The sequence below is a fragment of the Rhizobium sp. YTUHZ045 genome, assembly GCF_051124255.1.
Lineage (GTDB): Bacteria > Pseudomonadota > Alphaproteobacteria > Rhizobiales > Rhizobiaceae > Rhizobium.
Genome location: NZ_CP101433.1, coordinates 418,650 through 441,936, shown reverse-complemented (window position 1 = coordinate 441,936; position 23,287 = coordinate 418,650). Strand labels below are relative to the sequence as shown.

23 protein-coding genes and 1 pseudogene are annotated in these 23,287 nt (G+C 60.1%); 12 read left to right on the top strand and 12 right to left on the bottom strand.

Translation table 11 applies throughout. The features are described from left to right. Positions 1–38 precede the first annotated feature (38 nt). Positions 39–737 (bottom strand): GntR family transcriptional regulator, encoded by a 699-nt coding sequence (locus tag NMA58_RS24315; protein WP_221130997.1) that lies wholly within the window; start codon positions 735–737, stop codon positions 39–41. A 241-nt stretch (positions 738–978) separates the two neighbouring features. Between NMA58_RS24315 and NMA58_RS24310 the strand changes: the two genes are divergently transcribed. From NMA58_RS24310 to NMA58_RS24295, 4 genes are all read left to right on the top strand, one after another. Beyond that, complete coding sequence (locus tag NMA58_RS24310; RefSeq protein WP_434714245.1) at positions 979–2,088, top strand: ABC transporter ATP-binding protein; 1,110 nt, start codon at positions 979–981, stop codon at positions 2,086–2,088. Between the two features lies 1 nt (position 2,089). Beyond that, positions 2,090–2,998, top strand: coding sequence for an ABC transporter permease (locus NMA58_RS24305; protein WP_434714372.1), 909 nt, complete (start codon positions 2,090–2,092; stop codon positions 2,996–2,998). Positions 2,999–3,068: 70 nt separating this feature from the next. Beyond that, complete coding sequence (locus NMA58_RS24300; RefSeq protein ID WP_434714244.1) at positions 3,069–3,839, top strand: ABC transporter permease; 771 nt, start codon at positions 3,069–3,071, stop codon at positions 3,837–3,839. A gap of 33 nt (positions 3,840–3,872) precedes the next feature. Further along, complete coding sequence (locus NMA58_RS24295; RefSeq protein WP_434714242.1) at positions 3,873–4,931, top strand: extracellular solute-binding protein; 1,059 nt, start codon at positions 3,873–3,875, stop codon at positions 4,929–4,931. A 46-nt stretch (positions 4,932–4,977) separates the two neighbouring features. Here NMA58_RS24295 and NMA58_RS24290 read toward each other — a convergent pair whose 3' ends face one another. Together NMA58_RS24290 and NMA58_RS24285 are read right to left on the bottom strand one after the other, a co-directional pair. Then, positions 4,978–6,219 (bottom strand): aminotransferase class I/II-fold pyridoxal phosphate-dependent enzyme, encoded by a 1,242-nt coding sequence (locus NMA58_RS24290; RefSeq protein ID WP_434714241.1) that lies wholly within the window; start codon positions 6,217–6,219, stop codon positions 4,978–4,980. Positions 6,220–6,342: 123 nt separating this feature from the next. Then, a complete protein-coding gene (locus NMA58_RS24285; protein WP_221131000.1) occupies positions 6,343–7,026 on the bottom strand; it encodes a winged helix-turn-helix transcriptional regulator in 684 nt (227 codons plus the stop codon). A gap of 320 nt (positions 7,027–7,346) precedes the next feature. On the opposite strand from NMA58_RS24285, the gene NMA58_RS24280 reads away from it, so the two are divergent. Continuing rightward, positions 7,347–7,613, top strand: a complete 267-nt coding sequence (locus NMA58_RS24280; RefSeq protein ID WP_434714240.1) for a hypothetical protein — start codon at positions 7,347–7,349, stop codon at positions 7,611–7,613. 569 nt (positions 7,614–8,182) lie between these two features. Here the strand turns inward: NMA58_RS24280 and traA are convergent. Continuing rightward, positions 8,183–12,832 carry a Ti-type conjugative transfer relaxase TraA gene (gene traA / locus NMA58_RS24275; RefSeq protein ID WP_434714239.1) on the bottom strand — a complete coding sequence of 1,550 codons (4,650 nt, stop codon included), beginning with the start codon at positions 12,830–12,832 and terminating at the stop codon, positions 8,183–8,185. A gap of 223 nt (positions 12,833–13,055) precedes the next feature. Between traA and NMA58_RS24270 the strand changes: the two genes are divergently transcribed. The 4 genes from NMA58_RS24270 to NMA58_RS24255 all read left to right on the top strand — a co-directional run bounded on the left by NMA58_RS24270 (position 13,056) and on the right by NMA58_RS24255 (position 15,910). Beyond that, entirely contained in the window at positions 13,056–13,343 is a 288-nt protein-coding gene (locus NMA58_RS24270; protein ID WP_221157804.1) for a TraC family protein, read from the top strand. Continuing rightward, the gene (locus tag NMA58_RS24265; RefSeq protein ID WP_221157805.1) at positions 13,333–13,566 is read left to right on the top strand and encodes a conjugal transfer protein TraD; all 234 of its coding nucleotides are present in this window, start codon (positions 13,333–13,335) and stop codon (positions 13,564–13,566) included. The genes NMA58_RS24270 and NMA58_RS24265 overlap by 11 nt, the downstream gene beginning before the upstream one ends. Continuing rightward, positions 13,563–15,482 (top strand): Ti-type conjugative transfer system protein TraG, encoded by a 1,920-nt coding sequence (gene traG / locus NMA58_RS24260; protein ID WP_434714237.1) that lies wholly within the window; start codon positions 13,563–13,565, stop codon positions 15,480–15,482. Before NMA58_RS24265 ends, traG begins: the two co-directional genes overlap by 4 nt. A gap of 89 nt (positions 15,483–15,571) precedes the next feature. Then, a complete protein-coding gene (locus NMA58_RS24255) occupies positions 15,572–15,910 on the top strand; it encodes a hypothetical protein (RefSeq protein ID WP_221128644.1) in 339 nt (112 codons plus the stop codon). A gap of 67 nt (positions 15,911–15,977) precedes the next feature. Here the strand turns inward: NMA58_RS24255 and NMA58_RS24250 are convergent, their stop codons facing one another. From NMA58_RS24250 to NMA58_RS24220, 7 genes and pseudogenes are all read right to left on the bottom strand, one after another. After that, entirely contained in the window at positions 15,978–16,853 is an 876-nt protein-coding gene (locus NMA58_RS24250) for a hypothetical protein (RefSeq protein WP_430959751.1), read from the bottom strand. Positions 16,854–16,866: 13 nt separating this feature from the next. Beyond that, complete coding sequence (locus NMA58_RS24245) at positions 16,867–17,067, bottom strand: hypothetical protein (RefSeq protein ID WP_097601279.1); 201 nt, start codon at positions 17,065–17,067, stop codon at positions 16,867–16,869. Between the two features lie 438 nt (positions 17,068–17,505). After that, positions 17,506–17,910, bottom strand: a pseudogene (locus NMA58_RS24240) (hypothetical protein). Beyond that, complete coding sequence (locus NMA58_RS24235; RefSeq protein ID WP_434714370.1) at positions 17,907–18,176, bottom strand: type II toxin-antitoxin system prevent-host-death family antitoxin; 270 nt, start codon at positions 18,174–18,176, stop codon at positions 17,907–17,909. The pseudogene NMA58_RS24240 and the gene NMA58_RS24235 overlap by 4 nt, the downstream one beginning before the upstream one ends. A 127-nt stretch (positions 18,177–18,303) precedes the next feature. Then, positions 18,304–18,777 (bottom strand): hypothetical protein, encoded by a 474-nt coding sequence (locus NMA58_RS24230; RefSeq protein ID WP_434714235.1) that lies wholly within the window; start codon positions 18,775–18,777, stop codon positions 18,304–18,306. A 332-nt stretch (positions 18,778–19,109) separates the two neighbouring features. Further along, positions 19,110–19,277, bottom strand: a complete 168-nt coding sequence (locus tag NMA58_RS24225; protein ID WP_176536392.1) for a hypothetical protein — start codon at positions 19,275–19,277, stop codon at positions 19,110–19,112. 321 nt (positions 19,278–19,598) lie between these two features. Then, entirely contained in the window at positions 19,599–19,922 is a 324-nt protein-coding gene (locus NMA58_RS24220) for a DUF736 domain-containing protein (protein ID WP_221113613.1), read from the bottom strand. Positions 19,923–20,546: 624 nt separating this feature from the next. Between NMA58_RS24220 and NMA58_RS24215 the strand changes: the two genes are divergently transcribed. The 3 genes from NMA58_RS24215 (at position 20,547) to NMA58_RS24205 (ending at position 21,982) form a co-directional block, all read left to right on the top strand. Next, positions 20,547–20,810: a WGR domain-containing protein gene (locus tag NMA58_RS24215; protein WP_434714234.1), complete on the top strand. Its 264-nt coding sequence runs from the start codon at positions 20,547–20,549 to the stop codon at positions 20,808–20,810. Between the two features lie 183 nt (positions 20,811–20,993). Then, positions 20,994–21,479 carry a type II RES/Xre toxin-antitoxin system antitoxin gene (gene parS, locus NMA58_RS24210; protein WP_183705080.1) on the top strand — a complete coding sequence of 162 codons (486 nt, stop codon included), beginning with the start codon at positions 20,994–20,996 and terminating at the stop codon, positions 21,477–21,479. Further along, positions 21,476–21,982 (top strand): RES family NAD+ phosphorylase, encoded by a 507-nt coding sequence (locus NMA58_RS24205; RefSeq protein ID WP_434714232.1) that lies wholly within the window; start codon positions 21,476–21,478, stop codon positions 21,980–21,982. Before parS ends, NMA58_RS24205 begins: the two co-directional genes overlap by 4 nt. A gap of 78 nt (positions 21,983–22,060) precedes the next feature. On the opposite strand, the gene NMA58_RS24200 is transcribed toward NMA58_RS24205, so the two are convergent. Further along, on the bottom strand, positions 22,061–23,002 hold the full coding sequence (locus NMA58_RS24200; protein WP_434714231.1) for a DUF2493 domain-containing protein: 942 nt from the start codon (positions 23,000–23,002) through the stop codon (positions 22,061–22,063). Positions 23,003–23,287: the final 285 nt, after the last annotated feature.

The following is a 23,287-nucleotide window of genomic DNA, read 5'->3' as shown; positions in this document are numbered from 1 at the left end:
CCAGAAGAAGTTGCAACAAAAAAATGCTGCGACCAATGCTATTGCCGCTTCAGGCGCTCCTGCGCCGCTTTCTTCAAGCGGCGGTAGCCATCCCGAATGTCGCTTTCCATCGCCGCACGGACTGCAGACGGATCCTTGTCCATCAAACCCTCTATCGCAGCCATGTGGTTGCGGACGCCGTACTTTGCTTCGGCAAATTCGGGATAAAGATCGTGGAACGAGGCACCCACCCTCAACCACAGGGCTTCAATGGTCGAAAGAAGGTGCGGCATCTCGCAAAGGCGATAGATCGTGAAGTGGAATTCCTTGTTATCGTGCAGGGCATCGGAATAGCGCCGCTCATCCAGAGACAGGGTAATTTTTCCCTGCAGTGCCAACAGCTTGTCGACCACGGCATCGGTTGCACGGAGCGCGCCTTTTTCGGTCGCCAATCCCTCAAGCGCCAGCCTCATCTGCGTAACCTCGTAGAGTGCGGCGGGATCGAGATGCGGCACGATAACAGTCTTGGGTCCCGCCATGACGAGCGCGCCCTCGAAGACCAGCCTGTTGAGCGCCTCCCGAGCTGGCGTCGAGCCGATTTTCAGCATTTCAGCAACCGAGCGGATCGGCAGCTTGTGACCAGGCTTGTACGCGCCGCGCGTGAGTTGCTCCTTAATCGATGAATAGGCGAAGTCGCTTAGGCGTCCGGACTGCTCGTCCGAGGTCGGCGGATCCCCTATGGTTGCATTGTTGTTCATTTTCGACCCCCATGCGTTGACATCGTCGCAATTTTGTTGCAACAAAAATAAATTACCCAAGAAGCGCTACCGTAATGTCACAGCATAACGGCATCGTGAACATCCGCAAAGTTGCGGCTGCGCAAAGCGCCCCCGCAAAAGCCGCCGATCTTTTCGGCGTCGTACCCACAGCCCCGGCCGCACGCACTGGCCGGAGGTTTTCAACGCGCGTCCTAGCGCGCAAACTGGAGGAGACATCGTTTTGATTGGTGCGCCTGTATTCATCGATCGCATATGGAAAGCCTACGGCAGCCAGACTGCCGTAAGTGACGTCACCTTGGACATTCCGGCAGGCGAATTCCTGTCGATTCTCGGACCATCGGGATCGGGCAAGACGACGCTGCTGACGATGATTGCCGGTTTTGAGAGCCCGTCTGCAGGACGACTGGTCATTGGCGGGCGCGATGTGACGGCGGTATCGCCCGATCGCCGAAATATCGGGATGGTCTTTCAGCGTTACGCCTTGTTTCCGCATCTGACCGTCGCCGAAAACATTGCGTTTCCCCTGAAGATGCGTGGCATTGGCAAGGATCTTCGAGCCGAACGCGTAAACCGGGCGCTCGACCTCGTCCAGCTCCCCGACTACGCCAGACGATACCCGCACGAATTGTCCGGGGGGCAGCAACAAAGAGTGGCGGTCGCGCGCGCAATAGTTTTCGAGCCGCCTGTTCTCCTGATGGATGAGCCGCTCGGGGCTCTGGACAAGAAGCTGCGCGAATCCATGCAGATCGAGATCAAGCAATTGCAGCAGCGCCTCGGGGCGACGGTCATCTATGTGACTCACGATCAGGAGGAGGCGTTGACCATGTCGGACCGGATCGCGGTTATGGCCAAGGGGAAAATCGCACAACTCGGAAGCCCGGCAGACATTTACCGCAATCCCGAAACTGCATTCGTCGCTGATTTCGTCGGCAAAATGAACTTCCTGAGCGGAGAGTTCCTAGGCGAGACCGCCGGCAGCCAGGCAATCAAGCTGGGGGAAGACGTGGTCTTTCATACACCGAACGCAGTGTCCGGTCACGACGGTGCGGCAAGGATCGGTGGCCGTGTTCGCCTGGCGCTCAGGCCTGAGCGCCTTGGCCTTGCAGCGCGCGGCGCGGGCGGAAAGAACGCACTGCCCGGGCGGATCGAAACTTCCGTCTTTGCAGGCTCCTTCGACCTTCATCTCGTTCGCGCTGACTTTGGAAGTCGCGAGATCCTCCAGGTGCAGATACCTGCCGATGGCATGCAAGCACCCTTTGTAAAGGGCACGCCGGTGGATGTCGTTGCCGAACAGGATGGCCTGCGGCTCTTTGCCGATGTGGAGGCGTAAGATCACCATGACCACCGACAATCTGGCTCTTGCACCAATCGCTCCAGCAAGCTGGCTTTTCTCCCACTCGTCCCGCCGCTATTCGCATGCGCTGACGCTCGTTCTCATTGCGCCGCTGACCCTCCTGCTCGCCGCGGGCTTCGTTTATCCGATCGGTCGATTGATCTTTCTGAGCATCATGGCGCCTGAATTCACGCTCGAATATTACGAACGAATAATAAGCGAGCCGCTCTATCTCGACGTTCTGCTTCGCACGCTGCAGACGGGCGTGATTGTCACTGTTGCGAGTCTGCTGTTTGGCTACCCGGTTGCCTATCTTATGGCGCGGGCCAAGGGCAGCACTGCAATGATCGTTGCGGCGGCAGTGTTCGTGCCGCTCTGGACCTCAGTGCTGGTGCGTTCCTATGCCTGGATCGTGCTTCTGCAGCGAAACGGCATCGTCAATAATCTCTTCATTGAAACCGGCATCGTTACGAGCCCTCTGAAGCTCCTCTATACTGAAGGGGCTGTCATAGTCGCGATGACACATGTGCTGATGCCCTTCATGATCCTGCCGATCTGCAATGCTTTGCGCACGATCCCTGCCGAATACCAGCGGGCCGCCCGCAATCTCGGCGCCGGCCACATCCACGCCTTCCTGCGTGTGACTTTCCCGCTCAGTCTTCCTGGAATTTTCGCCGGGTGCGTCATGTGCTTCATTCTGGCGATTGGTTTTTATATCACGCCGGCACTCGTTGGCGGACCGGGAGCATTGATGATGGCAACGCTCATCGGCCAGCAAACCCTCGTCCTGCTTGACTGGCCATTCGCCGCAGCGCTCGCCACGGTGCTTCTTACGACGACGCTCGTCTTTGTCCTTGCGTTTCGCAAGGCCCTTTCCATCAGCAAAGGAATGAACAGTGTTAACTGAGTCCGCAGCTACCACTTCGTTCACCGCCCCTCGAGCAAAGGGTAGCCATCGACCTTATGGCAAGGCGCTCTTGCAGCTTCTCGGGGGCCTCCTGATCGGCGCGATCCTGTTCTTTCTGTTTCTGCCGACGCTGTTGGTTATCCCGATTTCGCTGAATGATGGCAGCTATATCGAGTTTCCGCCGAAGGGTCTGACACTTCGCTGGTATCACGAATTCCTTTCCGATCCGGACTGGCAGGCGGCCACGATCTTCAGTTTGAAAATTGCGCTGTCGACAACAATCGCTTCGACGGCAATCGGAACAATGGCCGCAATCGGCCTCGTTCGCGGCAATCTGCCGGGAAAGCCACTTCTGCAGGCCTTGTCTCTGGGGCCAATGATTGTCCCCCATGTGGTCTTCGGCGTTGCTCTTTATCTGATCTTCTCGCCGCTCGGCCTGACTGGCAATTTTGCTGGCTTCCTGGTCGCGCACACCGTCCTCTCGGTTCCCTACGTCATCATCACCGTGTCCGCGGCGCTTGAACGTTTCGACCCTTCACTTGAACTTGCCGCATTAAGTTGCGGCGCAAGCCGGACCCGCGCCTTCTTCAACGTTGTGCTTCCAAACATCGCGCCGTCGGTGTCAGCGGCCGCTGTCTTTGCCTTTCTGGCCTCATTTGACGAGGCAACGGTCGCATTCTTTATTTCCGATACGGGCGGCAAAACGATCAGCCGCAAAATGTTCGAGGACATCGATTTCAACCTTACCCCGGTCATCGCATCGGTTTCGACGCTGCTCGTCGCCATATCGCTCGTCCTCATGGGCTCAATCCATCTCCTTGTCGGCCGCGGGGAGGACTGACGTGGCCATCTCATCCGGACAGAGGAACACGCGATGAAAAGAAGAACCGAGATGAAGCCTTTCCTGCTTGCTGCTTGCCTTATGCTTGGCAGTTTGGGCGTGGCGCAAGCGGAGGAGCAGGTGGTCATTGCGACGACCGGTGGCGCTTACGATGCGGCACTCCGAAAATTCTGGTTCGAACCATTCACGCAAGCGACCGGCATCAAGGTCGTTTCGGTCGCAGCGACAAATGCCGAGATGCGGGCGAAGGCTGCAGCCATGGTCAAGACTGGCAATGTAACGTGGGACCTGTACCCTGACGGCGAGATCCAGGCGAGTGCCGAAACGCATCGGCTGACGTCTGAAGACCTGAGCGACTTTTGCAAGCCCTTTCGCGCTCGGCCAGACCTTGTCGAGGATGCCTGCATCAGTTCGGGCGCCAGGCTTTTTTCGACCGCAACGCTCATGGCCTACGATCCGACAGCGTTCAAGGCGGGAAATCCATCGAGCTGGGCCGATATGTGGGACCAGACTAGATTTCCAGGCGGCCGCTCGTTCCCGAATTTCGACGACCCCTGGCGCGTGATGGCTGCCGCGCTACTGGCCGATGGCGTCCCGCGCGACACGCTTTTCCCGCTCGACGTCGACCGCGCACTCAGGAAGCTCGATGAGATCCGCCCCGCAATATCGCTCTGGTGGAAGACCGGTGATCAGAGCGTTCAGGGCTTTCGCAACGGCGACTACAGCATCGGGCAAATCTGGTTGACGCGCGCAAACACGCTCAAGGCGGAAGGGCGTCAGATCGCCTGGTCCAAGCAGGCATCTTTTCTCGTCGGTGATCGCCTGACGATCATCAAGGGCGCCCCGGACCGGGCAAACGCGGAGAAGCTGATCGGCTACTGGCTTGATCATCCGGAGACGCAGGCGAGGGTCTGCGAGGAGCTCCTCTGCACCCCACCCAGCCGCGATGCGATCGGGCTGATGTCGCCGGCCGCACGTTCGGCACTGCCAAGCGACGAGGACATCAGGGATTACATCGTCGTCCCCGATGCCAAATGGATCAATGAAAATGCTGCGATGATGCTTGAGCGTTGGAACGCTTGGATTCGATAACCAGGCGCCCCCGGGCGAGAGGCGCCCGGGGCACAAATGCCAATCCTTAGGCCCTGAGGGCATGGTTGATGGCTGCAGCGACGTCGCGCACTTCGGTTGCCGTGTGACTGGCGGTCGGGCATATACGCAGTCCTGCCCTTCCCTTGGCGACAGTCGGGAAGAAAATGGCCGATGTATAGTAGCCGGCGTCCAACACCACTCTCGCGGCACCGATTGCCGCAAGCTCATCACCGACGACAACCGTGCGGATGGGCAGTCGTGATCCCGCCTGTGCGGTCGGCACGAGTTCGTCGAAAAGGGAAATGTAATCAGCGAGCACCCGTTGCCGCACGCCGAGTTCCGGTGTGCGATGGATCGCCTGGGATGCGAGCGCGGCACCAATTGCTGCGACATTGATCGAGGCGGAAAAGGCATGCGCCAAAGCGAAGCGGCGAAAGATTTCTTCCTGGAACGCCGTTCCCAGCATGAGCATGCCGCCTGAAGCCCCGAAGCCCTTGCCGAGCGACGCTGCAATTATCGTGCACTCGCCAAGGCCCTCCGGCATTTGCGATCGGGCAAAACCTTCACCTCTTTCTCCGAAGATCGAAATTCCGTGAGCATCATCGATATAAAGGAAGAGCCCATATCGCTCCTGAAGCTCACGCAATTCTGTTATCGGCGCACATCCGCCCATGGAATAGACACCGTCACAAACGAAAGCGACGGTATCATTCTGACGGCAAATGTCTTCGAGCGCCTGAATATCATTATGACCGATAGTGCGGACCTCGCACTCTTCGGCGACGACTGGCTTGTTGAAGGCGAGCGTTGCATGGGCGAGGCGGTCGAAGACCATGACCGGCTTTTTGCCGCCGGTCAGAACTCCGGACGCAATCAGCGGAAGCGCGCTCAGATTGGCGGCGAGCACCGTTGTGTATGTGATTACCCTCGCCTCGAACAGGTCAGAGAGGGCGTCCTCGAGGTCTCCGAGAATAGCAAAGTTGAGCCGTGTGCGTGCGCAAGACCAGTGTAGCGTCCCGTAACGGCGAACTGTTTCGAATGCTCCCTCGACGATGGAAGGGTGATTGTCCAGCCCGAGATACGAGCAGCGAACAAAGTCGACGATGCGCTCCGATCGTCCCTCCGATAGGGGCAGCGCTACCGTTCTGCCATCCATTGGTTGGACATAAAGTGCCATCAAGCCGTCGAGGTGGGCTGCGGCAAAGTGAGGACCGGCATGCCGGACCAGGCTGGCGGTGTTTCTGTAGGATAAGGTCGGCGACCCGGCGCCGGAAACGGCCTCTTGCATGGTGTACTCCCAAGTTTGGACGCACTACACGCTAACCGAGAATCTTTTGTTCATACAACGAAAGAGGCGGCAAGTTTTGGGGAATTTTCCGTGAAGATGTGAAGGTGACGGAATTCAGATGCTTCAGAGGATGTCAATCGCATATCCCACCTTTGGCACCGTGCGGATCACATCTCGGCCAAGGACACGCTTCAACGCCCGCCGCAGGCGTCCGATATGAACATCGACAGTTCGTGGCTCAACGAATGCTCGCTGCGGCCAGGCAATGCCGATCAGTTCGGCGCGGCTGAACACCCGTCCCGCATCAGTCATAAGGGCGCTCAACAAACGGAACTCGATCGGGCTGAGACTGACCGGTGCACCCCGGACGAGGACACGCCGGGCGCCCGCGTCCAACGACAATTCGTGAGACATTGGCACGAAGCGTTTCGTTGCTTTATCACCGGGATTGCCAATCGCACCGTAAAGGTATGAAAGCAGCCGCTCCGGCGGCATCGGCCGTGTAAAGCTCTCATCGACATTTGCCTTCAAAATGTCGAGGTATGCAGCTTTTTCGGCAACCAGCGCGACGAGTGTGACGCCGCTGGCAAGGTCTCGTTCCTTCAATCCCGTCGCGATATCAGCCAGACTTTGTGAACCGGGCTGGCAGTCGACGATGATGGCTGCAGCCTCACCTTCCTCGGCGATCGCCACGGCTTCGCTCGGAATATCGACGAGTGTTGGCCTATACCCGGCTTCCTTCAAGATGTAAGCGAGCATCAAATAGTAGTCGGCATCTTGGGAGACGATCACCAAACGCTCGCTCATTGGCTGCCCCCATCAGCGGATATCACTTTTCCCGATATTTTTGATACAACACCCAAACCCCTGCAATGCCCCATAACTAGCCTCGCCGCTCCCATTATTGCCCTGCAACTGGCACCTCATCGCCAGGACCCGCCCGTTTTACGCGTATTTTTATAGCTTGCCTTTTCCTTTTGTTGCAACATAATGTTGAGTATGCGCAGAGAGTTTCACGCTAAAGGGTCTATTTGCCAGGGACGGCACGTGATCGTGGCCCATCCGATGGGATCAACGTCCGGCATATTCTTAGCGACCTGTTCCCGGACGGTAACGGGGCTTTCCGCATGTATGACTTTTCCGAAGAGAATCCGTACGGCTGCATCGCAGCCGCACCCGACTTCTGGAGTGACACCGATGTAGAGGATGCAAGCAGTGCCGCCCGCTCATTATATGGAGGACACGCGAAAACCGCTGCGGCCTGGTGCGCAATTTGCGCGCGCTTCGACGGCCGCGCAGGTGATTTCATGTTTTGGGTGCGGGTGTTCCGGCGTCTCGATCTCGAGAAGATTGGGGCAGCCCAAAGCTACGGGACGACCGTAAGCAAACCTTGATCGCCCCTGAGACCGTCTCGCTCGCTCGAGCTCCATTGGAGTACCCGGCTTGCGAGACTTGCCATACCGGTTTTTGACAGCCCAGTCCGCCTTGCGCTGCGCGACCTTCAAACTCTTTGGTCGGCAACACATGTCTGGCCGGCGACTTTCTACCGCCGGCGAGTATACGCGTGAGCAGATCGTCGGGACAATGGAATGGCAGTAGCTGGCGGTTCGCGGTTACAGGCGGCGCCACGTCCGATGGGGACCACCCGTCAAAGCCGCCTGTTTTGACCGCTTGCGAGCGCCCCTTGAGACAAGTCTTTAAGTGGCGCCCAAGCCTATCGTTCCACGCAAGAGCGCTCCCACGGCTGCCATGGATCATCGTGGAGGCGATATCCTCAAATTGCGATTGGCTGAGCTTGCACGCTTTGCGCTCCGTCCTGTTTGCGAGATTGATCGGCATCCAGTCTGCAAACGAAAATAGATCGAGAATTAACGAGATGTCTTTCGATCCTGCGAGCAAGCCACCGCCGAGATCGGATCCTCGGCACTGGCGTTCACGGCCCCTTTCGCTTCGCGGGTATGTTTTAGATATCAATCCCCCGTCCGCGATTGACGCCTCGCTGACGCCGTTCCGCCAGGATCTGCTGACTGCTTTGCGCGCGGACTGCCTGCTGCAGGACCTTCAGCCTCTCCTGCATCGCGACGAAGGCCTGGCGCTGCGCCTCTGGCACGCGATTGATGAGATCCTTGTCGCCGCGGATGATGGCATTGCGCCCGAAGCGCTGGTCGAGCGCCTTGCTGACGGCGGCGAACTCCCGGCGGGTGTCCGGATCGAGAGAGGCAGGCGATGCGTTTTGCTGACGGCTTCTGTTCCTCGCCACCGCGGTGAGACGCATGAGCGCCTCTTCCGCCACCTTCGACAGGCCCGGAATAGCAACCGCCATACGCTCCCGCTCTGCCTTGATGGCCTGTCGTTCTGCATCGAAGATATTGGCATAGGCGCTCCCGAGAGAACGCAGGCGCGCGGCTGCCTCGGGCACGGCCTGCACCGCATCTTTGCGCTCCCGCCCGGAAGCCAGCATCTTGTCCATCAGACGATCTGAACCGCGCAACGCGCCATAAGCGGCCGGATCATTGGTCACAGCAGCAGCGATGCGATCGGCAGCAAAGCCTTTTGCAAGCAGCTCCTCGATCTTGCCGACAGCTCCTGCCGGATCGCGCCAGATCGTCCTTGCCGTGTTGGCCAGTGCCGTACGCTGCTGACGGTAAAGAGGAGCGGAGAGAGTTCGCGATCGCGCCTCGTCGTCGATCGGTATCTTGAACTCGGTGACAGCGGCAAGCATGGGCAGCACGCTCACATTCTCCTTTCCTCCCCCCTTGTCTTGCTCCGGGTCCGGAACGGCACTGACTGCCGCAACGATCTTCGAGCGGTCCTGACGTTCGGCCAGATGCTGCGCCTCGGCAAAACGTTTGACGGCTTCGAACAGGTGGATCAGCTTCTCGCGCTCGCTGGCCTGCAGATCGTTAGGCATGCGCTCGGCCATGTTGCGCTCGGCGACCGCATCCGCCTTTGCGGTGAAGGCGCTCCAGCCGAAGCGGGCAGACAATGCTTCGCTGACCGCCTTGATCTCCTGCACGACCGTGCGGTCCTTCGCGGCAAGCGCAAAGGCGGTCTTATAAGCATCGTCCCCGCCCCTGTTGCGCACCGCCTCGATCTCCATGAGACGCGCCATGGCGCCTTCGGAGAGTGCCGGAACCGACAATGACATATGTGCGCGACGTTGTTGCTCGCGGCTTTCGAACCGTTCGGCGTTCCTGCGGAACTCGCTCGCATGGGCGCGGGCCATGGGAAGCAATTCCGTCACAGCCGCCAAGGCGACAATACGCTCCTCACGCGCCGCGCGTCCGTCGACGATGAGCTCAGAGCCACGCAGGCGGCCAAGCCGATCGGGGCTCACGGCAAGATCGTCGGCGAGCCTGCGGGGTTCGGTGCCGGCATCTGAAGCAAGCGCATTCAGGGCGACAAGTGCCGCACCCGGATCATGATAGATCTTCGCAAGCAGCGGCTGCAGGAGGGTTTCCCGATCCTTCCACGCCGGGGATGACAATTGCGCCAGCCGTGCATCCTCGTTGAGGCTTCTGGCGAAGTCGCTGGTCGGCGGAATCAGATAATGGGCTTTGCCGGCGTTTGCGCCTGGCATGGGGTGGGATTCAGTTCGCTCGTCGCTATAGGAGACGCGCCGTTCCCGCTCGATCGCAAAGCCGAGCGCCATACTTGCCCGCTCCCAGAGCTTTTCCACCTGCTCCCGCTTTGCGGCAATCCACGCAAAGCGCCGCGGGATGTCCCCCTCGATCTCGGCCGCAGCCAGCGAGAGATACTCGAACCCGCGGCGGCGGGCGAAGTCTTGCGCCTGGGCCTGGTAGCCGGCCTCGCTTTCAAAATCGAGCGTCGTCGTCTTGGCGCCGGAGCGCGACAACCGCTCGACGAGCGGCTTGAACAGATCCGGCCGATGACTTTCCCGCTCGATGCGGTCCTGGCGCGCTTCGGCGGTTTCGATCTGCCTGGCCGTCCAGACATTGCGGTCGACCTCCCGCTCCTCGTAACGTTTCTGACCGGTCGCCTCGTCGACGACGGCAATCTGGACCTTGACCCGTTCCACGCCGTCCTTGCGCAGCGTGACGGTGTCGCCTTCAGAGAGGCCACCCTCCTCGAGCGCCTTCGGCAGGCTCACGCCCCACAGCCGATGGACGGTTCCATCGTCGGTCCTGATGTCGGCATAGGGGCTGTCGTCGGCATCCTCATCATCAGGCCGGAACTTGGCCTCTCCGGTTTCGACAAGCTCGCCGGTCACGCCGGCGGCATGATCGACACGCGGTTTGCGTCCCCATTCCGGTCTTGGCTCAAAATCCTCGCTTGCCGCATAAAGATCGACGCGATCGCGATGCCTCGTCATCGCCACATAGGTCAGGTGTTGGTCCATCATGCCGGTCGCAAGCACCAAGGTGCGCTCGACGGTGGTGCCCTGGGCTTTGTGGATCGTTGCGGCATAGCCGTGATCGACATTGCGATAGCTGTCTTCGCTGAAGACGACTTTATGGCCGGTGTCGAGACGAACCGACATCAGAACCTCGCCGCGTTTGTCACCGGTGGAGATGACCGTGCCGAGCATGCCGTTCTTGACGTATTGCGGACCATAACTCCTGGCCCGCGGCTCGAGAAAGCGGGCGTTCTCCAAAAAGATGATGCGATCGCCGACGGCGAACTCCCGCGCCCCGCGTGCCGTCTGGAAGGTGCGGCTGTCGGAAAGCGCACCCTCGCCGGCCATCACCGCACGCAGCGCCTCGTTCAGCTTGCCGACATCGTCATTGGTGTGGGCAAGCACGAGCAGTTCGTCCCCGCGCAGCCGACCATCCCTGCCCTCGGAAACGGATCGACCGATTGCCTCTCTGCGCGCCTGGCTCCAGTCGGCAACGATGCGATCGATGATCTCCTGGCGTGTCTCTGCCTCGGCAAGGTGACCATGCCGGGCATAAACGTCGAGACCTTTCTCGATCTCGCCGCGGGCAAAGAGCCGCGAGGCCTCACGCGCCCATTCTTCATGCTGGCGGCGCACGCCGGCAAGCTCGGCAAAACCGATGCGTTCGCTGATCGTCCGAAAGGCTGCACCCGCCTGGATCGGCTGCAGCTGCATGGCGTCGCCGACGAGAACGACTTTCGCGCCCGCCTCCTCGACGATGTCAAGCACACGGGCCATCTGCTGCGAGGCCACCATGCCGGCTTCATCGATGACGAGCACATCACCGCGATGAAGCGTGTCACGTGCATTCGCCCAGGCGATCTCAAGGGCGGCGAGGGTGCGTGACGTGATGCCCGAACTGTCTTCCAGGCCTTCAGCCGCCTTGCCTGCAAGTGCTGCACCGATCACTCGGCGCCCCTCGCCTTCCCAGGCAAGGCGGGCTGCCGCCAGCAGCGTGGACTTGCCGGCGCCGGCAAGGCCGACGACAGCGGCAATGCGGCTGTCGCCGGTGACGTGACGGATGGCATCGATCTGTTCCGCGTCGAGCTTGAACGGCTTTTGTGGATCGCCGCTCTCGACGCGCTCGATCGCCGCATCGACCTGCCGAGCCGAAACGCCGAAGCCTGCTTGCTCCGACAGAACCCGCGCCGACTGCGCCATGTCGTATTCGATGCGCAGCATCGCCCGTGTCGTGAACACCGCCGGGGCTGCGACCTTAAGCGTTTCTCCGTCGAACTCTTGCGGCTTCAGCATCACAAGTTCATCCGACGCCATCAGCCGGGCGCGGATATTGGTGAAGTCTGCCGGATCGTCGACATATCGATGCAGCGCCTTGGCAATATCCTTCTCGTCGAAAGTCGAGCGCTCATTGCCGAGCTGCTTCAGCAAAAGCTCCGGCTCCGCCAGCAGCCGGTCGGCCATCTCCTGGCGGCGCGCGAGATCGGCCGGTGCGAAATAGAGCTCCCTCCTCTTTCGCGCCAATGCCGCCTTCTCCGGCCCGAGATGTCTTTGCGCAATGCCGTCGAAACCCTGTTCGGCATAGGAACGACCGTCGAGCCGGATCTCATGGCCGGCGAGCGCCAGGTGCCGGTTCGCCGTTTCCGCCCAGGCGATCTTCCAGGCCTTCAAGGTTTCCTTGTCGCCCGCCCATACCCTGTAGACGATCTTGCCATTCGGTCGATCGGGCGTGACGACACGCAGTGGCTTGCCATCCTCGCCCGTCACCGGAACCTTCTTTGCTCCGAACCCCTCCTCCGTCAGAGGCCTCAGCGTCGTCATCAGGTGGATATGCGGGTTGCCGTCCTTATCGTGATAGACCCAATCGGCAATCATTCCCTTCGAGGTGAGATTGTCGCGGACGAACTCGCGCACCAGCGCGATGTTCTCCGCCCGCGTCAGTTCCTCCGGCAGCGCGATGATCAGTTCGCGGGCGAGCTGCCCATCGGCCCTGCTCTCGAAAGCATCGACGGCGTTCCAGAGCGCCTCGCTGGCGGCGCCGACCGAATGGCCATCGATCGCCTTGTGCAGCCATGCCGGTATCTGCTGCGGCAGCGCCAATTCCTCATGCATCAGCTCGGGTCCCCCACCACGATAGCTGAAGGACGTGCCAGCCTGTTCGTCCATCATCCGGGCGCGATGACGATAGGCGGCGGCCGAGACGACGCTGCGTCCGGCTCCCCTGCTGATCACCTGCGCTCTGACGAACATGATTGCCACAAGCGGCTCCGCACACCTTCCAAGCACGTCGCGCGAGCGACGTATATTGCGCCCTCAAACCGATCGGACCGCAGGGCCGATGCCGCTTTGCGGAACACGGAGCCTGGCGGGAACTCCAGCTGCGACGATTTCGGGGTGATGCAAAATAGCCTATTTAACTATTTTATTCTAGTTAGTATAATGATGAGAAACAACGCAACGATTTTTAGGAAGGACGGACCCCATGGCCACCAGATCAACGATATTGGACCTCGATGCCCAGATCGAAAGGCTACGAGAACGCAGGAGAACTTTGATAGCCAGATCGGCCGAACGCTTCGCTCGAGCCGCAATGAAGTCTGGTCTGGCGGAACTGGAGCTCGGCGACGAGGAGATCGACCGGATCTTCGAAGAGATCGCCGCTCGATTTCGCAAGGATGAGAAGAAGGAACGTGCGACCCAGGCTCCTCAAAAGCATCGCCCGCCAGATCGTGGCGCTGGAGCGCAGGCGGAGGTTCCACATGACGGCTGACCGTAAGAGGGAAACACGCGAGAAATTTCTGCTTGGCGGCCTGGTCGTCAAAGCCGGCCTTTCGGAGACCGATCGAGCGTTCCTGCTTGGTGGACTGATCGAATTGGCGGGCGTGGTGCCGGGCTCGCCCGAACATCGGCGGCTGCGCGATATCGGCGAACAGGCGTTCAGGGCTCCGTCGCCCAATCGGTTGTCTTCGCCCATTGCGGAGCCACGGGAATGACGTCCAAAAGAAGATTGCATCCAAGCCTGCTCTGCGTCCTGGTGCCGGTCGCGGTCACTGCGATCAGTGCCTACGTCGTCAACTGGCGATGGCCGATCCTGGCGCATGGCCTGTCGGGCAGGACCGAATACTGGTTCCTGCGTGCAGCGCCTGCGCCCGCACTTTTGTTCGGGCCGCTGGCCGGGTTATTGACGGTTTGGGCGCTGCCCTTGCACCGGCGAAGGCCGGTGGCAATGGCAAGCCTTGCCTGCTTTCTGCTCGTGGTCGGCTTCTACGCGATGCGTGAATACAGTCGCCTCGCCCCCGCAGTACAAGCCGGCGCCGTTTCATGGAACCGGGCGCTCTCGTATCTGGATTTCGTTGCTGTCATCGGCGCGGTCATGGGGTTCATGGCGGTGGCAGTCGCCGCCCGGATCTCCGTCGTCGTGGCCGAGGCCCTTAAAAGAGTGAGAGGCGGAGCCTTCGGCGATGCGGATTGGCTTTCGATGTCGGCAGCGGCAAAGCTCTTTCCGCCGAACGGCGAGATCATCGTCGGTGAGCGCTACCGCGTTGACAAGGATATCGTCCATCAGTTGCCTTTCGACCCGAACGATCACCGCACCTGGGGACAAGGCGGCAAGGCGCCGCTTCTCACCTACGGCCAGGACTTCGATTCCACCCACATGCTGTTTTTCGCGGGATCGGGAGGCTATAAAACGACGAGCAATGTCCTGCCGACCGCGCTGCGGTATACAGGTCCTCTCATCTGCCTTGATCCCTCCACCGAAGTCGCGCCGATGGTGACCGAACACCGCACGCAAGTACTTGGGCGTGAGGTGATGGTGCTCGACCCAAACAACCCGATCAACGGATTCAATGTCCTCGATGGCATTGAGCACTCTCGGCGCAAAGAGGAAGATATCGTCGGCGTTGCTCATATGCTTCTCTCCGAAAGCCAGCGCTTCGAATCTTCGACGGGCTCCTACTTTCAGAACCAGGCGCACAACCTTCTGACTGGTCTGCTCGCCCATGTCATGCTGTCGCCGGAATATGCCGGCCGACGAAACTTGCGCAGTCTGCGCCAGATCGTTTCCGAGCCGGAGCCGTCGGTGCTTGCGATGCTGCGCGACATCCAGGCACATTCCAAATCTACCTTTATCCGGGAAACGCTCGGCGTCTTCACCAACATGACCGAACAGACCTTTTCCGGCGTCTATTCGACGGCCTCGAAGGATACGCAATGGCTCTCACTGGACAGTTATGCCGCTCTCGTCTGCGGCAATGCCTTCAGGCCGAGCGATGTCGTTAGTGGCAAGAAAGACGTGTTCCTCAACATACCGGCGTCTATCCTGCGCTCTTATCCCGGCATCGCGCGCGTCATCATCGGCTCTCTGGTCAACGCCATGGTCCAGGCCGATGGCAACTTCAGCCGCCGAGCGCTCTTCATTCTGGATGAAGTCGACCTGCTCGGCTATATGAGGGTGCTGGAAGAGGCGCGCGATCGCGGTCGCAAATACGGCATCAGCATGATGCTGCTTTACCAGTCTGTCGGACAGTTGGAGCGGCACTTCGGAAAAGACGGCGCCACCTCGTGGATCGACGGCTGCGCCTTCGCCTCCTATGCGGCAATCAAGGCCCTCGATACGGCGCGCAATGTCTCGGCCCAATGCGGGGAGATGACCGTCGAAGTGCAGGGGCGCTCCCGCAACCTTGGCTGGGATGTAAAAGGCGGTGGCCCGCGCAAATCCGAGAGCATCAATTTCCAGCGCCGACCGCTAATATTGCCCCATGAGATCACCCAGGGGATGCGCAAGGATGAACAGATCATCATAGTACAGGGCCACAATCCGATCCGCTGCGGTCGGGCGATCTATTTCCGGCGCAAGGAGATGGATGGGGCGGCGAAGGCGAACCGTTTCGTCAAACCGATGCGGTAAGGACAAAACTACGGAGTCGGGTAGCAACTGCCACCAGACTCCCAGCTGCTGATCTCTTAGGATCAGTACGATCCTAAGAGATGTTGCGTATGGTTCTTGTTACGGATGAATTGAAACGGAAGAGCGCCGAGATCGGCGCTGACATCGATGATATACGGAGGCGGATCTCGGCGCTCGAACAGCAGCAGTCGGCGCTCAATGTCGTCATGCGGTTACCGCATGTCTCGGCGTGGTGCGGCGGCGCCGGAACGGCGATGGTGCCGACGGGCAGCTCTGGCTTTTCAAAGACTTTGACCGTCGACGCTGCGCCGTTCGCACGCTCCATCAGGCTGAGCGGCCGATCACCACGGCAGAGTGCGGCTCAGCGTTGGCAAATAGAATTCGGCGCGCCTGGATGGCCGATCGTCATCGGCATCTCTGGGAGGTAGCTGTTTAAGACGGTCCACATGGCTCCGGGCGCCGACACTTTGAAGGCCGGCTGAACCATCAATTGATTTAGCTCCACCTCGGTGCCGGTTGCTCTGGTTCAGTATCAGAATCGTCAGACACGTTCATTATGCGCTTTCGACGCCGACCGGCAACGTTTTGCTTGGCTTCCAACCTTTCCAGAATGCCCTGGAGTTGATGCTCGCGCACTCGCACATCAAGACGTTCGTCTTCACGGTATTTCTGGAGGATCGAGACGGGCCTAAGTTGATCGCCGAACTCGCGTTCTGTTGTCTTGCCGATATGCAAGTCACGGACAATGAACTCAAGCTCCCGAAGGGCAGTGAGAGCTCGTTTGACCGCCGGCTTATTTTCCAAATCTGACAGTTGATCTTCGATGTAGCATTCTAGGATCAACAAGCTCGCAACAGCCTGCCGCAACGAGTGATCGCTTCGCCGACCTAACATATTGATGTTGCTCAGCCGGCTCCTAACGCAGTCCAGGGGGTGCATCAATGTGACGGAAATGCCTTCTGGATTTTCAGCATCAGCAAACGTGATTGAATTTTCGAGGAGGGACTTGCCCTCGACCCCTTTGATCTGGGCAAGAAAGTCCACCACTATGTCACGATTTCCAAGCTTGCCCTTTACGACTGCCGCATTCGGGGTGTGGTTGTCACCGGAGGGTATTTCCAGAAGGCCGTCTTCTAGGCTGTTTGCAAGCGCGCGCTCGGCTTCCCGGTTATGATAGAAATCAAGATCCTTGCTCGTCAACTCGCCGAGGCCATCGAGCTCTTCGTCCATGCCATGATAAAGTTCGGCCCAAATATTAACAGCTTGCCCGCCAACTATGACCGGATTAAATCGCTGAACAAATCCGAGAAGTGTTTGAACTTCTTCTGCTGTAAGATGCGGCTCTGCATCTTCGTCACCGTCGACAATCATCTCCGGCTCTCTCTTAGGAGCGAGCCAATGCTTTGCCGCCGATAGCAACCATCTTGTAACGGTGAAGGGGAAGTTCAGCGAACGCTGAGTTCTCGCGGCGCAACTGAGCGGGGCTTACCGAACCATTATCGAGGCGCACTTGGTCACGATCGCGGCTCTCTTGCTTTTCGAGAGCGCGTTTGCGCGAATCAAGATGGGCAACCCTGTAGCTCATACCGCTTATCCTAGCCAGATTTCCTTTACATTAATTGAACAGCCATTTCAATGGTCCAGATGAAAGCACCTAGTCCATTAGACAGCGCTCATCCCATCGGGCATCAAGATAAGACAGGAGGAAACACATTTCAATTCGCCGGCCAATCGAACAAGAGCTTCTACGCCACTCTGAAGGCTACTCAGCCGGGCTTAGCCCTCTTCTCAGACAAGATCCGGCGGACAGTTGCCCTGCCAATATCCGCATAGGTTCCTTGACGTCGCCTCGGCAAGGCCTTGTAGAGCATGCCCCAAATAACGCACCGAGAAATCAGGATCGATGGAACGGCTTCGATCGGCTGCTCAGTATTTCAAGCGGCCTAACATGCGCTTCGAAGCCGAGAATTCGGAGCTGGTGTCAGTTGCTACCTGATTTCCGTACAACTATCGCCATCGAAGGTCAGGACGACTCATTTGCAGAATTGCGACGACTGATGACTTCACGCAGCAGCGGCAGGAAGAATGCCTTGCTGAAGCGGCCGGTTGGCAGCTCGGGTTCAAGATAGAATGAGTTTCCGACGATGTCGGTATTGAACTAATCAAAGATGATCCAAAGAGCCTGCGGTCGACATCGAGGCCGGCACGCCGCGTTCCGATCACCGGCAGTTCCACAGAGAACTGTGACGCCTCCGGCTGCTTGGTTGTGATCGGAAAGAAGAGAACCAGATCACCGTCCGGCCGCGGCATTCTCACGCCGATGGCAACCGGCCGCTCCTTGCGCCCTTCCGTTTCACCACGCCCAGCCTCCCGCGCCGTAGATGCGGATAGCAAATGAGCTGGCGGTCTGGACCGGTTCGTAGCTCACAAACGGCCTGCCTCGTCCTCATCGGCAAAGGCTTCGGCGGCGCTTTCGAACTCGGCGAACAGTTCATCGGACATTATTTCAATGGTGCCCACGGTGCGCCGGTCCAATTGCCTTATCAGCCGCTGATAATCTTCGATATTGGGGAGAACGAGGCGGGGCTTATTCCGCTTTGTGATGGTCACCGGACGGCGCAGCGCCTCGGCGATAATGTCGCCGGACTTACGCGAGAGATCGCTGGTCGAATAGGACCCGCTTGATTTAGCCATGTGGGCCTCCTTGTTGCAGCACTGCTTAGATGTACGGCATTTACAAGATTGCTGTAACTTGGAAACTAACATCGAGACGCCTCCGGAGAGGAGTGCGACGCCTCGACATGTGGGGCCGAGCTACAGCTCATCGCGTGGCCCGCACGGCGTTAATGCGAATACCGGTTTCCCTCATGATGTCCTCGATCATTGGTGCAAGCGAGCCGAGCTCGTCTGGGGTCAGCGCCACGAGCTCCGGATAGTTGACCTCGACGCCACCGGCATCGGCGGCCAGCGCATTTGTCCAGTCGCCGCCGTTGACGCGGAATTCCTGCGTGTCGCGATCGATTTCGAGATCGTCCACCAGATTGATGGTGAAGCGTGCGAATATCGCGATCTCGCCCTCCAGCCGATAGGCGGCAAATTCGTCTTCCCCGGCAAGAAGCATGCGCTCCAATGCCGCAATGGCCTGGATCCGGGCAATTGCCGCGTCGAGACCATCGATAAGGCGATCATGAAGTTCTCTTGAGAAATCGCTGTCGCAGCCGAGGCGGTTTGCCAGGACGACGAGCCGGAAGCCGACAAGCCTGGTGTAAAGCGTGAGGTCCTGAACGGTTGTCATGATGTGATCTCCTTCGTTGATGACGGAGATCGGCCACTCCTGAGCAAAGAGGGGTCAAGGACCGCGGGACGCGGCTTGCAAGCGGGGGAACCGATTTTTCCAGAGCGAAGTCGCAGCGTAGCGGCGGAAAAATTGGGGGAGACCGCGCCGTCCTTCACGCCGGATTTGCTGGAGTAAAATGGGACGTCAGAGAGAGAAGAGACCCGCGGCCCCGAAAGGGACGCGACCACTTCCGGCGCGAGCCGGCGGGAGTGTCGAGGGATAAAGTCCCCGACAGCCCGGCGGCGGGTCGATCCGGCCGGCGGGCTTGCGGACATGGCGATAAGCCTCCGTCAGAACGGAGGCTCGGCGCTGATGCGGCCGTCCTGCTCGGCCCAGATCACCTCGCGCTCGGCCAGCGCCAGTTCCAGCTCGCTCTCGATCTGCCGATACTCGCCCGGTTCGGCGTTTAGCAGTTCGGCGCGCAGCAGCTCGATGACTTCGTCGATGCAAGTGGTCATTGTCGTCTCCTTGACGTTGTGAAAGACGACGCCCGCGGTCATGGCGGGATGGAGGGGTCAAGGATCGCGGAACGCGACCGGCGGAGCCGGCGAGTGGGGGTGCCGATTTTATCGGAGCGCAGGGGACCGGAGCGGAGACAAAATTGGGGGCACCGCTCGTCCTTGAGGCCTTCATGCCGCCATGGCATCCTCGGACCGACTGAGCAGACCTTTCCTCTCCGTATCGCACAATTTTTTTGATCAGACGCGGGCTTGGGTGCCCGCATCCGATCTCTGGTCCGCAAGAGCGGCCAGCCCCGGTGACGGGGCCGGCCGCCCGGCTCACGCCGGGCTGTTCCAGAGGATAACCTTCTTGCCGGGGTCACCGCCAGGAGCCTGGGCGACGTTGCCGAAGATCACGCCGATCTCAGGTGCCTCCAGCTTGACGGAGAGATATTCCTCACCCGTCTGGCGGGCGATGCGGTTCCAGGCGGCGCCGATCTCGAAGCCGGTCTTGCGATGGATGATGCGGTAGTCAGGCGCTTCCTCGCTTGCCTTGCCGGCGTTAGGGACAATTGCGATCGGGGCATTGACCCGGATGGTGGCAAAGATGCCTTCAAAGGTTCCGTCGGTCTTCTGCGTCAGGGTTGCGATGGTGGTTGCCATTGTATGTCTCCTTCGGTTGCTCGGGACCATTCCCGATGGCGCCCGAAGAAGGGGCCGAGCTGCAGGCGTCACCGGAGCGCCAGCGCAGGGGAACCCCTTGCGGGTTGACGCTGGTCGCGGCCGGTCCCTTAGAAAGGCGACAGAAAAGAACGGGAATGGCCAGGACACGACCGAAGGGCGGGACAGACCATCATGGCACCCTATCGCGCGTTGCGAGAGAGCCAGGGGTTTTGAAATCCCCGCCGCCACTTAAGTCCCCGCCGGTCCTGGCCACGACAAGGCGTGAAGCGCGTGCCAGCTGCGCAATCATCGATCGGCCGGACGTAATCGACGCAGCCCTCGCATCGACGCTCGGGCCATGTGCAATGCCGTTTGGAGCTGCCGCTCTGAGGCCGAATGCCGGATCTTGACGGGCACGCCCAGCAGTGCCGGCTGCGGATCCGGCGTTCTCCGCCGAACACCAAACCATCGTGCCCGGGGAGCCGCCCAATCTCCGGGGCCGGCTTTGCCGATGTTGCTTGCAGGTCCTGACGCGTCAATACATCACAAACTGGAATCGATCGGCTGGGAAGGATTCAAAACTCTCGTTGGACGGGGCCGGTCCCAGTGGGGAAAATTCTCGACATGAGCCGGGTATCTTTCCACCTCCATTGTCGCCGCATCGATGCCAGCCGCAACATGGCGCGCTATTACGTGCTCGCCATCCGACCGACCTTGTTCGGCGAAACTGCGGTCGTTCGAAGCTGGGGGCGGATCGGCAGGCGTGGCAGCGAGAGGACCGACGTGTTCGCGACCGAACAGGAAGCCGTGGCACATTTTCTAGGCCTCGCACGTCGGAAATACCGCAAAGGCTACATACCGACTGCGACGGCGCCGGTCATGACCTGATCTGGCTTCAAAAGACCGCGGCAATCATCGCGCAGGGATCGTCACCCGTTCCGGCGCGGTTCCTGGAGCCGGCTCGCCGGCGAAATAGAACCCGGGTACGGCGGACACGCCGCATCCTCCACCCTTGAAACTGACCGCGACACATGACATATAATTCGCGACAGGTGACACACGAGAAAGATCATGACTGTGGCAGCAAAAGCATCGTCTTCAGCAGCAGTCGGTGGTGAACTGCAAAAAATCGAAGCCTTGCTCGGCGGCTCGCGCATTCTGTCGCGTCGCCTGACCAACGCACTCGACGCTCATGAATTACTTCTGCATGGCCTGCCCGCATCAGCGCTCGATCATCTTGTCGGCACGCTCGTTGTCATTGGCAAGAACGAGTCTCTGGAAAAGGCAGTGGGCATGAGCCTTCGCACATGGCAGCGGCGGAAGGACACGCCTTCCAAACCCCTCAGCCAGGAACAGAGTGGCCGTACATGGAAATTTGCCGAGATCCTGGCAAAAGCAACGGATATCTTCGGATCCCAAGCAGAAGCCGAACAATGGCTGGAACGTCCAGCGGTCGGTCTTGACCAGCGCCGGCCGATCGATCTTCTGGGGACACCTGCCGGCGTCGAACTTGTCGAGGATCATCTCGATCGTCTCGAATATGGCGTCTATGCATGACCCTTCTGCCAGTCGCGCTCGGCGGGACCGAGCTGGTCGCGTGGCGGCTCGATCAGGCCGTCCATGCGCCGACGTGGGATAGCGGGGAAGGCGCATACAGGGTCGGCGGTCGCTGGAACAGCAAGGGGATTCGCGCGGTCTACTGCTCGCTCGATCCCGCGACAGCAATCCTCGAGGTCGCTGTCCACAAGGGTTTCCGGGCGCTCGACACCGTGGCCCATATGATGACCGCCGCCGTCATTGCCGATGCTGGCGATATCCATGTCGTCGATCCGGCGAGCGTGCCCAATCCAAACTGGCTTCGTCCGGGCATTCCCGGTGCCGGCCAGCAAACCTTCGGCGACGATCTGCTTCAAAGCCACCGATTCGTGGCGATCCCGAGCGCCGTCTCTCCATACAGCTGGAACCTGATTTTTCTGGCCGACAAAGCGGCGGACGCCTATACGCTGAAGTTTCAAGAGGCCTTTGGCCTCGATACGCGGCTCCACCCGCCAACGACCTGAACGGGCCCTTGGTCGCACCCGTGCAATCTGTAACGCGATCTCAATTGCAATCGGGGCCGCCGCCGGAGGAAATGGCGCTCACGCGCCATCCTCCGCTATCTCCCAGACCGGGATGCCGAGACGGCGTGCCTTGTCAGCGAGATTGCCAGTGATTCCGGAACCCGGGACTATGATGACGCCGGCCGGCATGACGGAGAGCATCTCGTCGTTGCGGCGAAAGGGAGCAGCCTTGGCGTGCTTCGTCCAGTTCGGCTTGAAGGAGATCTGCGTCACCTTGCGGGCCTCGGCCCAGCAGGCGGCGATGCGCTCGGCGCCCTTCGGCGAGCCGCCGTGCAGCAGGACCATGTCGGGATGTTTGGCGTGGGCCTGGTCGAGCCTGGCCCAGATCAGTTCATGATCGTTGTAGCCCATGCCGCCTGAGAAGGCGATCTTGGTGCCGGCGGGGATCAACACTTCGGTTTCGGCGCGCCGGCGTGCAGACAGGAAGTCCCGGGAGTCGATCATCGCCGCGGTGACGTGGGCGTGGTTGACCTTGGAGCCGGTGCGCGGCCGCCAGGCCGAACCGGTCTGCGCCTCGAAAAGATCGGCCGCATAGTCCCGCATGAACTCGAAGGCATTACGGCGCTCCAGCAACGTGATGCCTTCCGCGACGAGACGTTCGAGCTCGACGCTCTTCACCTCCGAGCCGTCCTGCTCGCGCTGGCCAGTACGCTGCGCCACCTCATTGCGGTCGAGCTCGCGCTGAATGCGTTCGCCTGCGCGATGAAACAGATTGGGGATCGACCAGAACAAATCTTCGAGATCAGGCTCAAGCCGTGTGCCGCCGAGCATCTCGAACAAGGCGTCGAAGATTGCGGTCAACCCGGACTGGACGAGCGATTCTTCGGGCAGCGGCCGCGGGTCCGGCTCGTCCTGAAAAGGACGATAGCCGTGAAGCTGCATCTCGTAGATGAAGTGGTCCGTTGGGGAGGACGCGTGGTGGGGCTCGATGGCATCGTCGATGGGAAGGGGCAAGGTCATGAGGATCTCCATCCGGTTGCGACCGCGCCTCGCGCGGCCTGACGGCGATCCTGCTCACGCGGAGACGGGCCGGAACCGCGGCGCAAAGCGCTGCGGCCCAGCGCAGCGCCGGGCGGCAGAAGGAAGGTTTCTTGGCCCGCGAGGAGCGCCGGCAAAGCCGGCGCGGGGAAGAAACCTGACTGATCCGCTGAAGGCCCGCCGCCGCGTGGTAAAGGTCGCCTCCCGACAGGCCCGCAGGCGAACCCGGCTGGAGGAAGTGCTTTTGAGCGGCCTTCACCAGCTGCC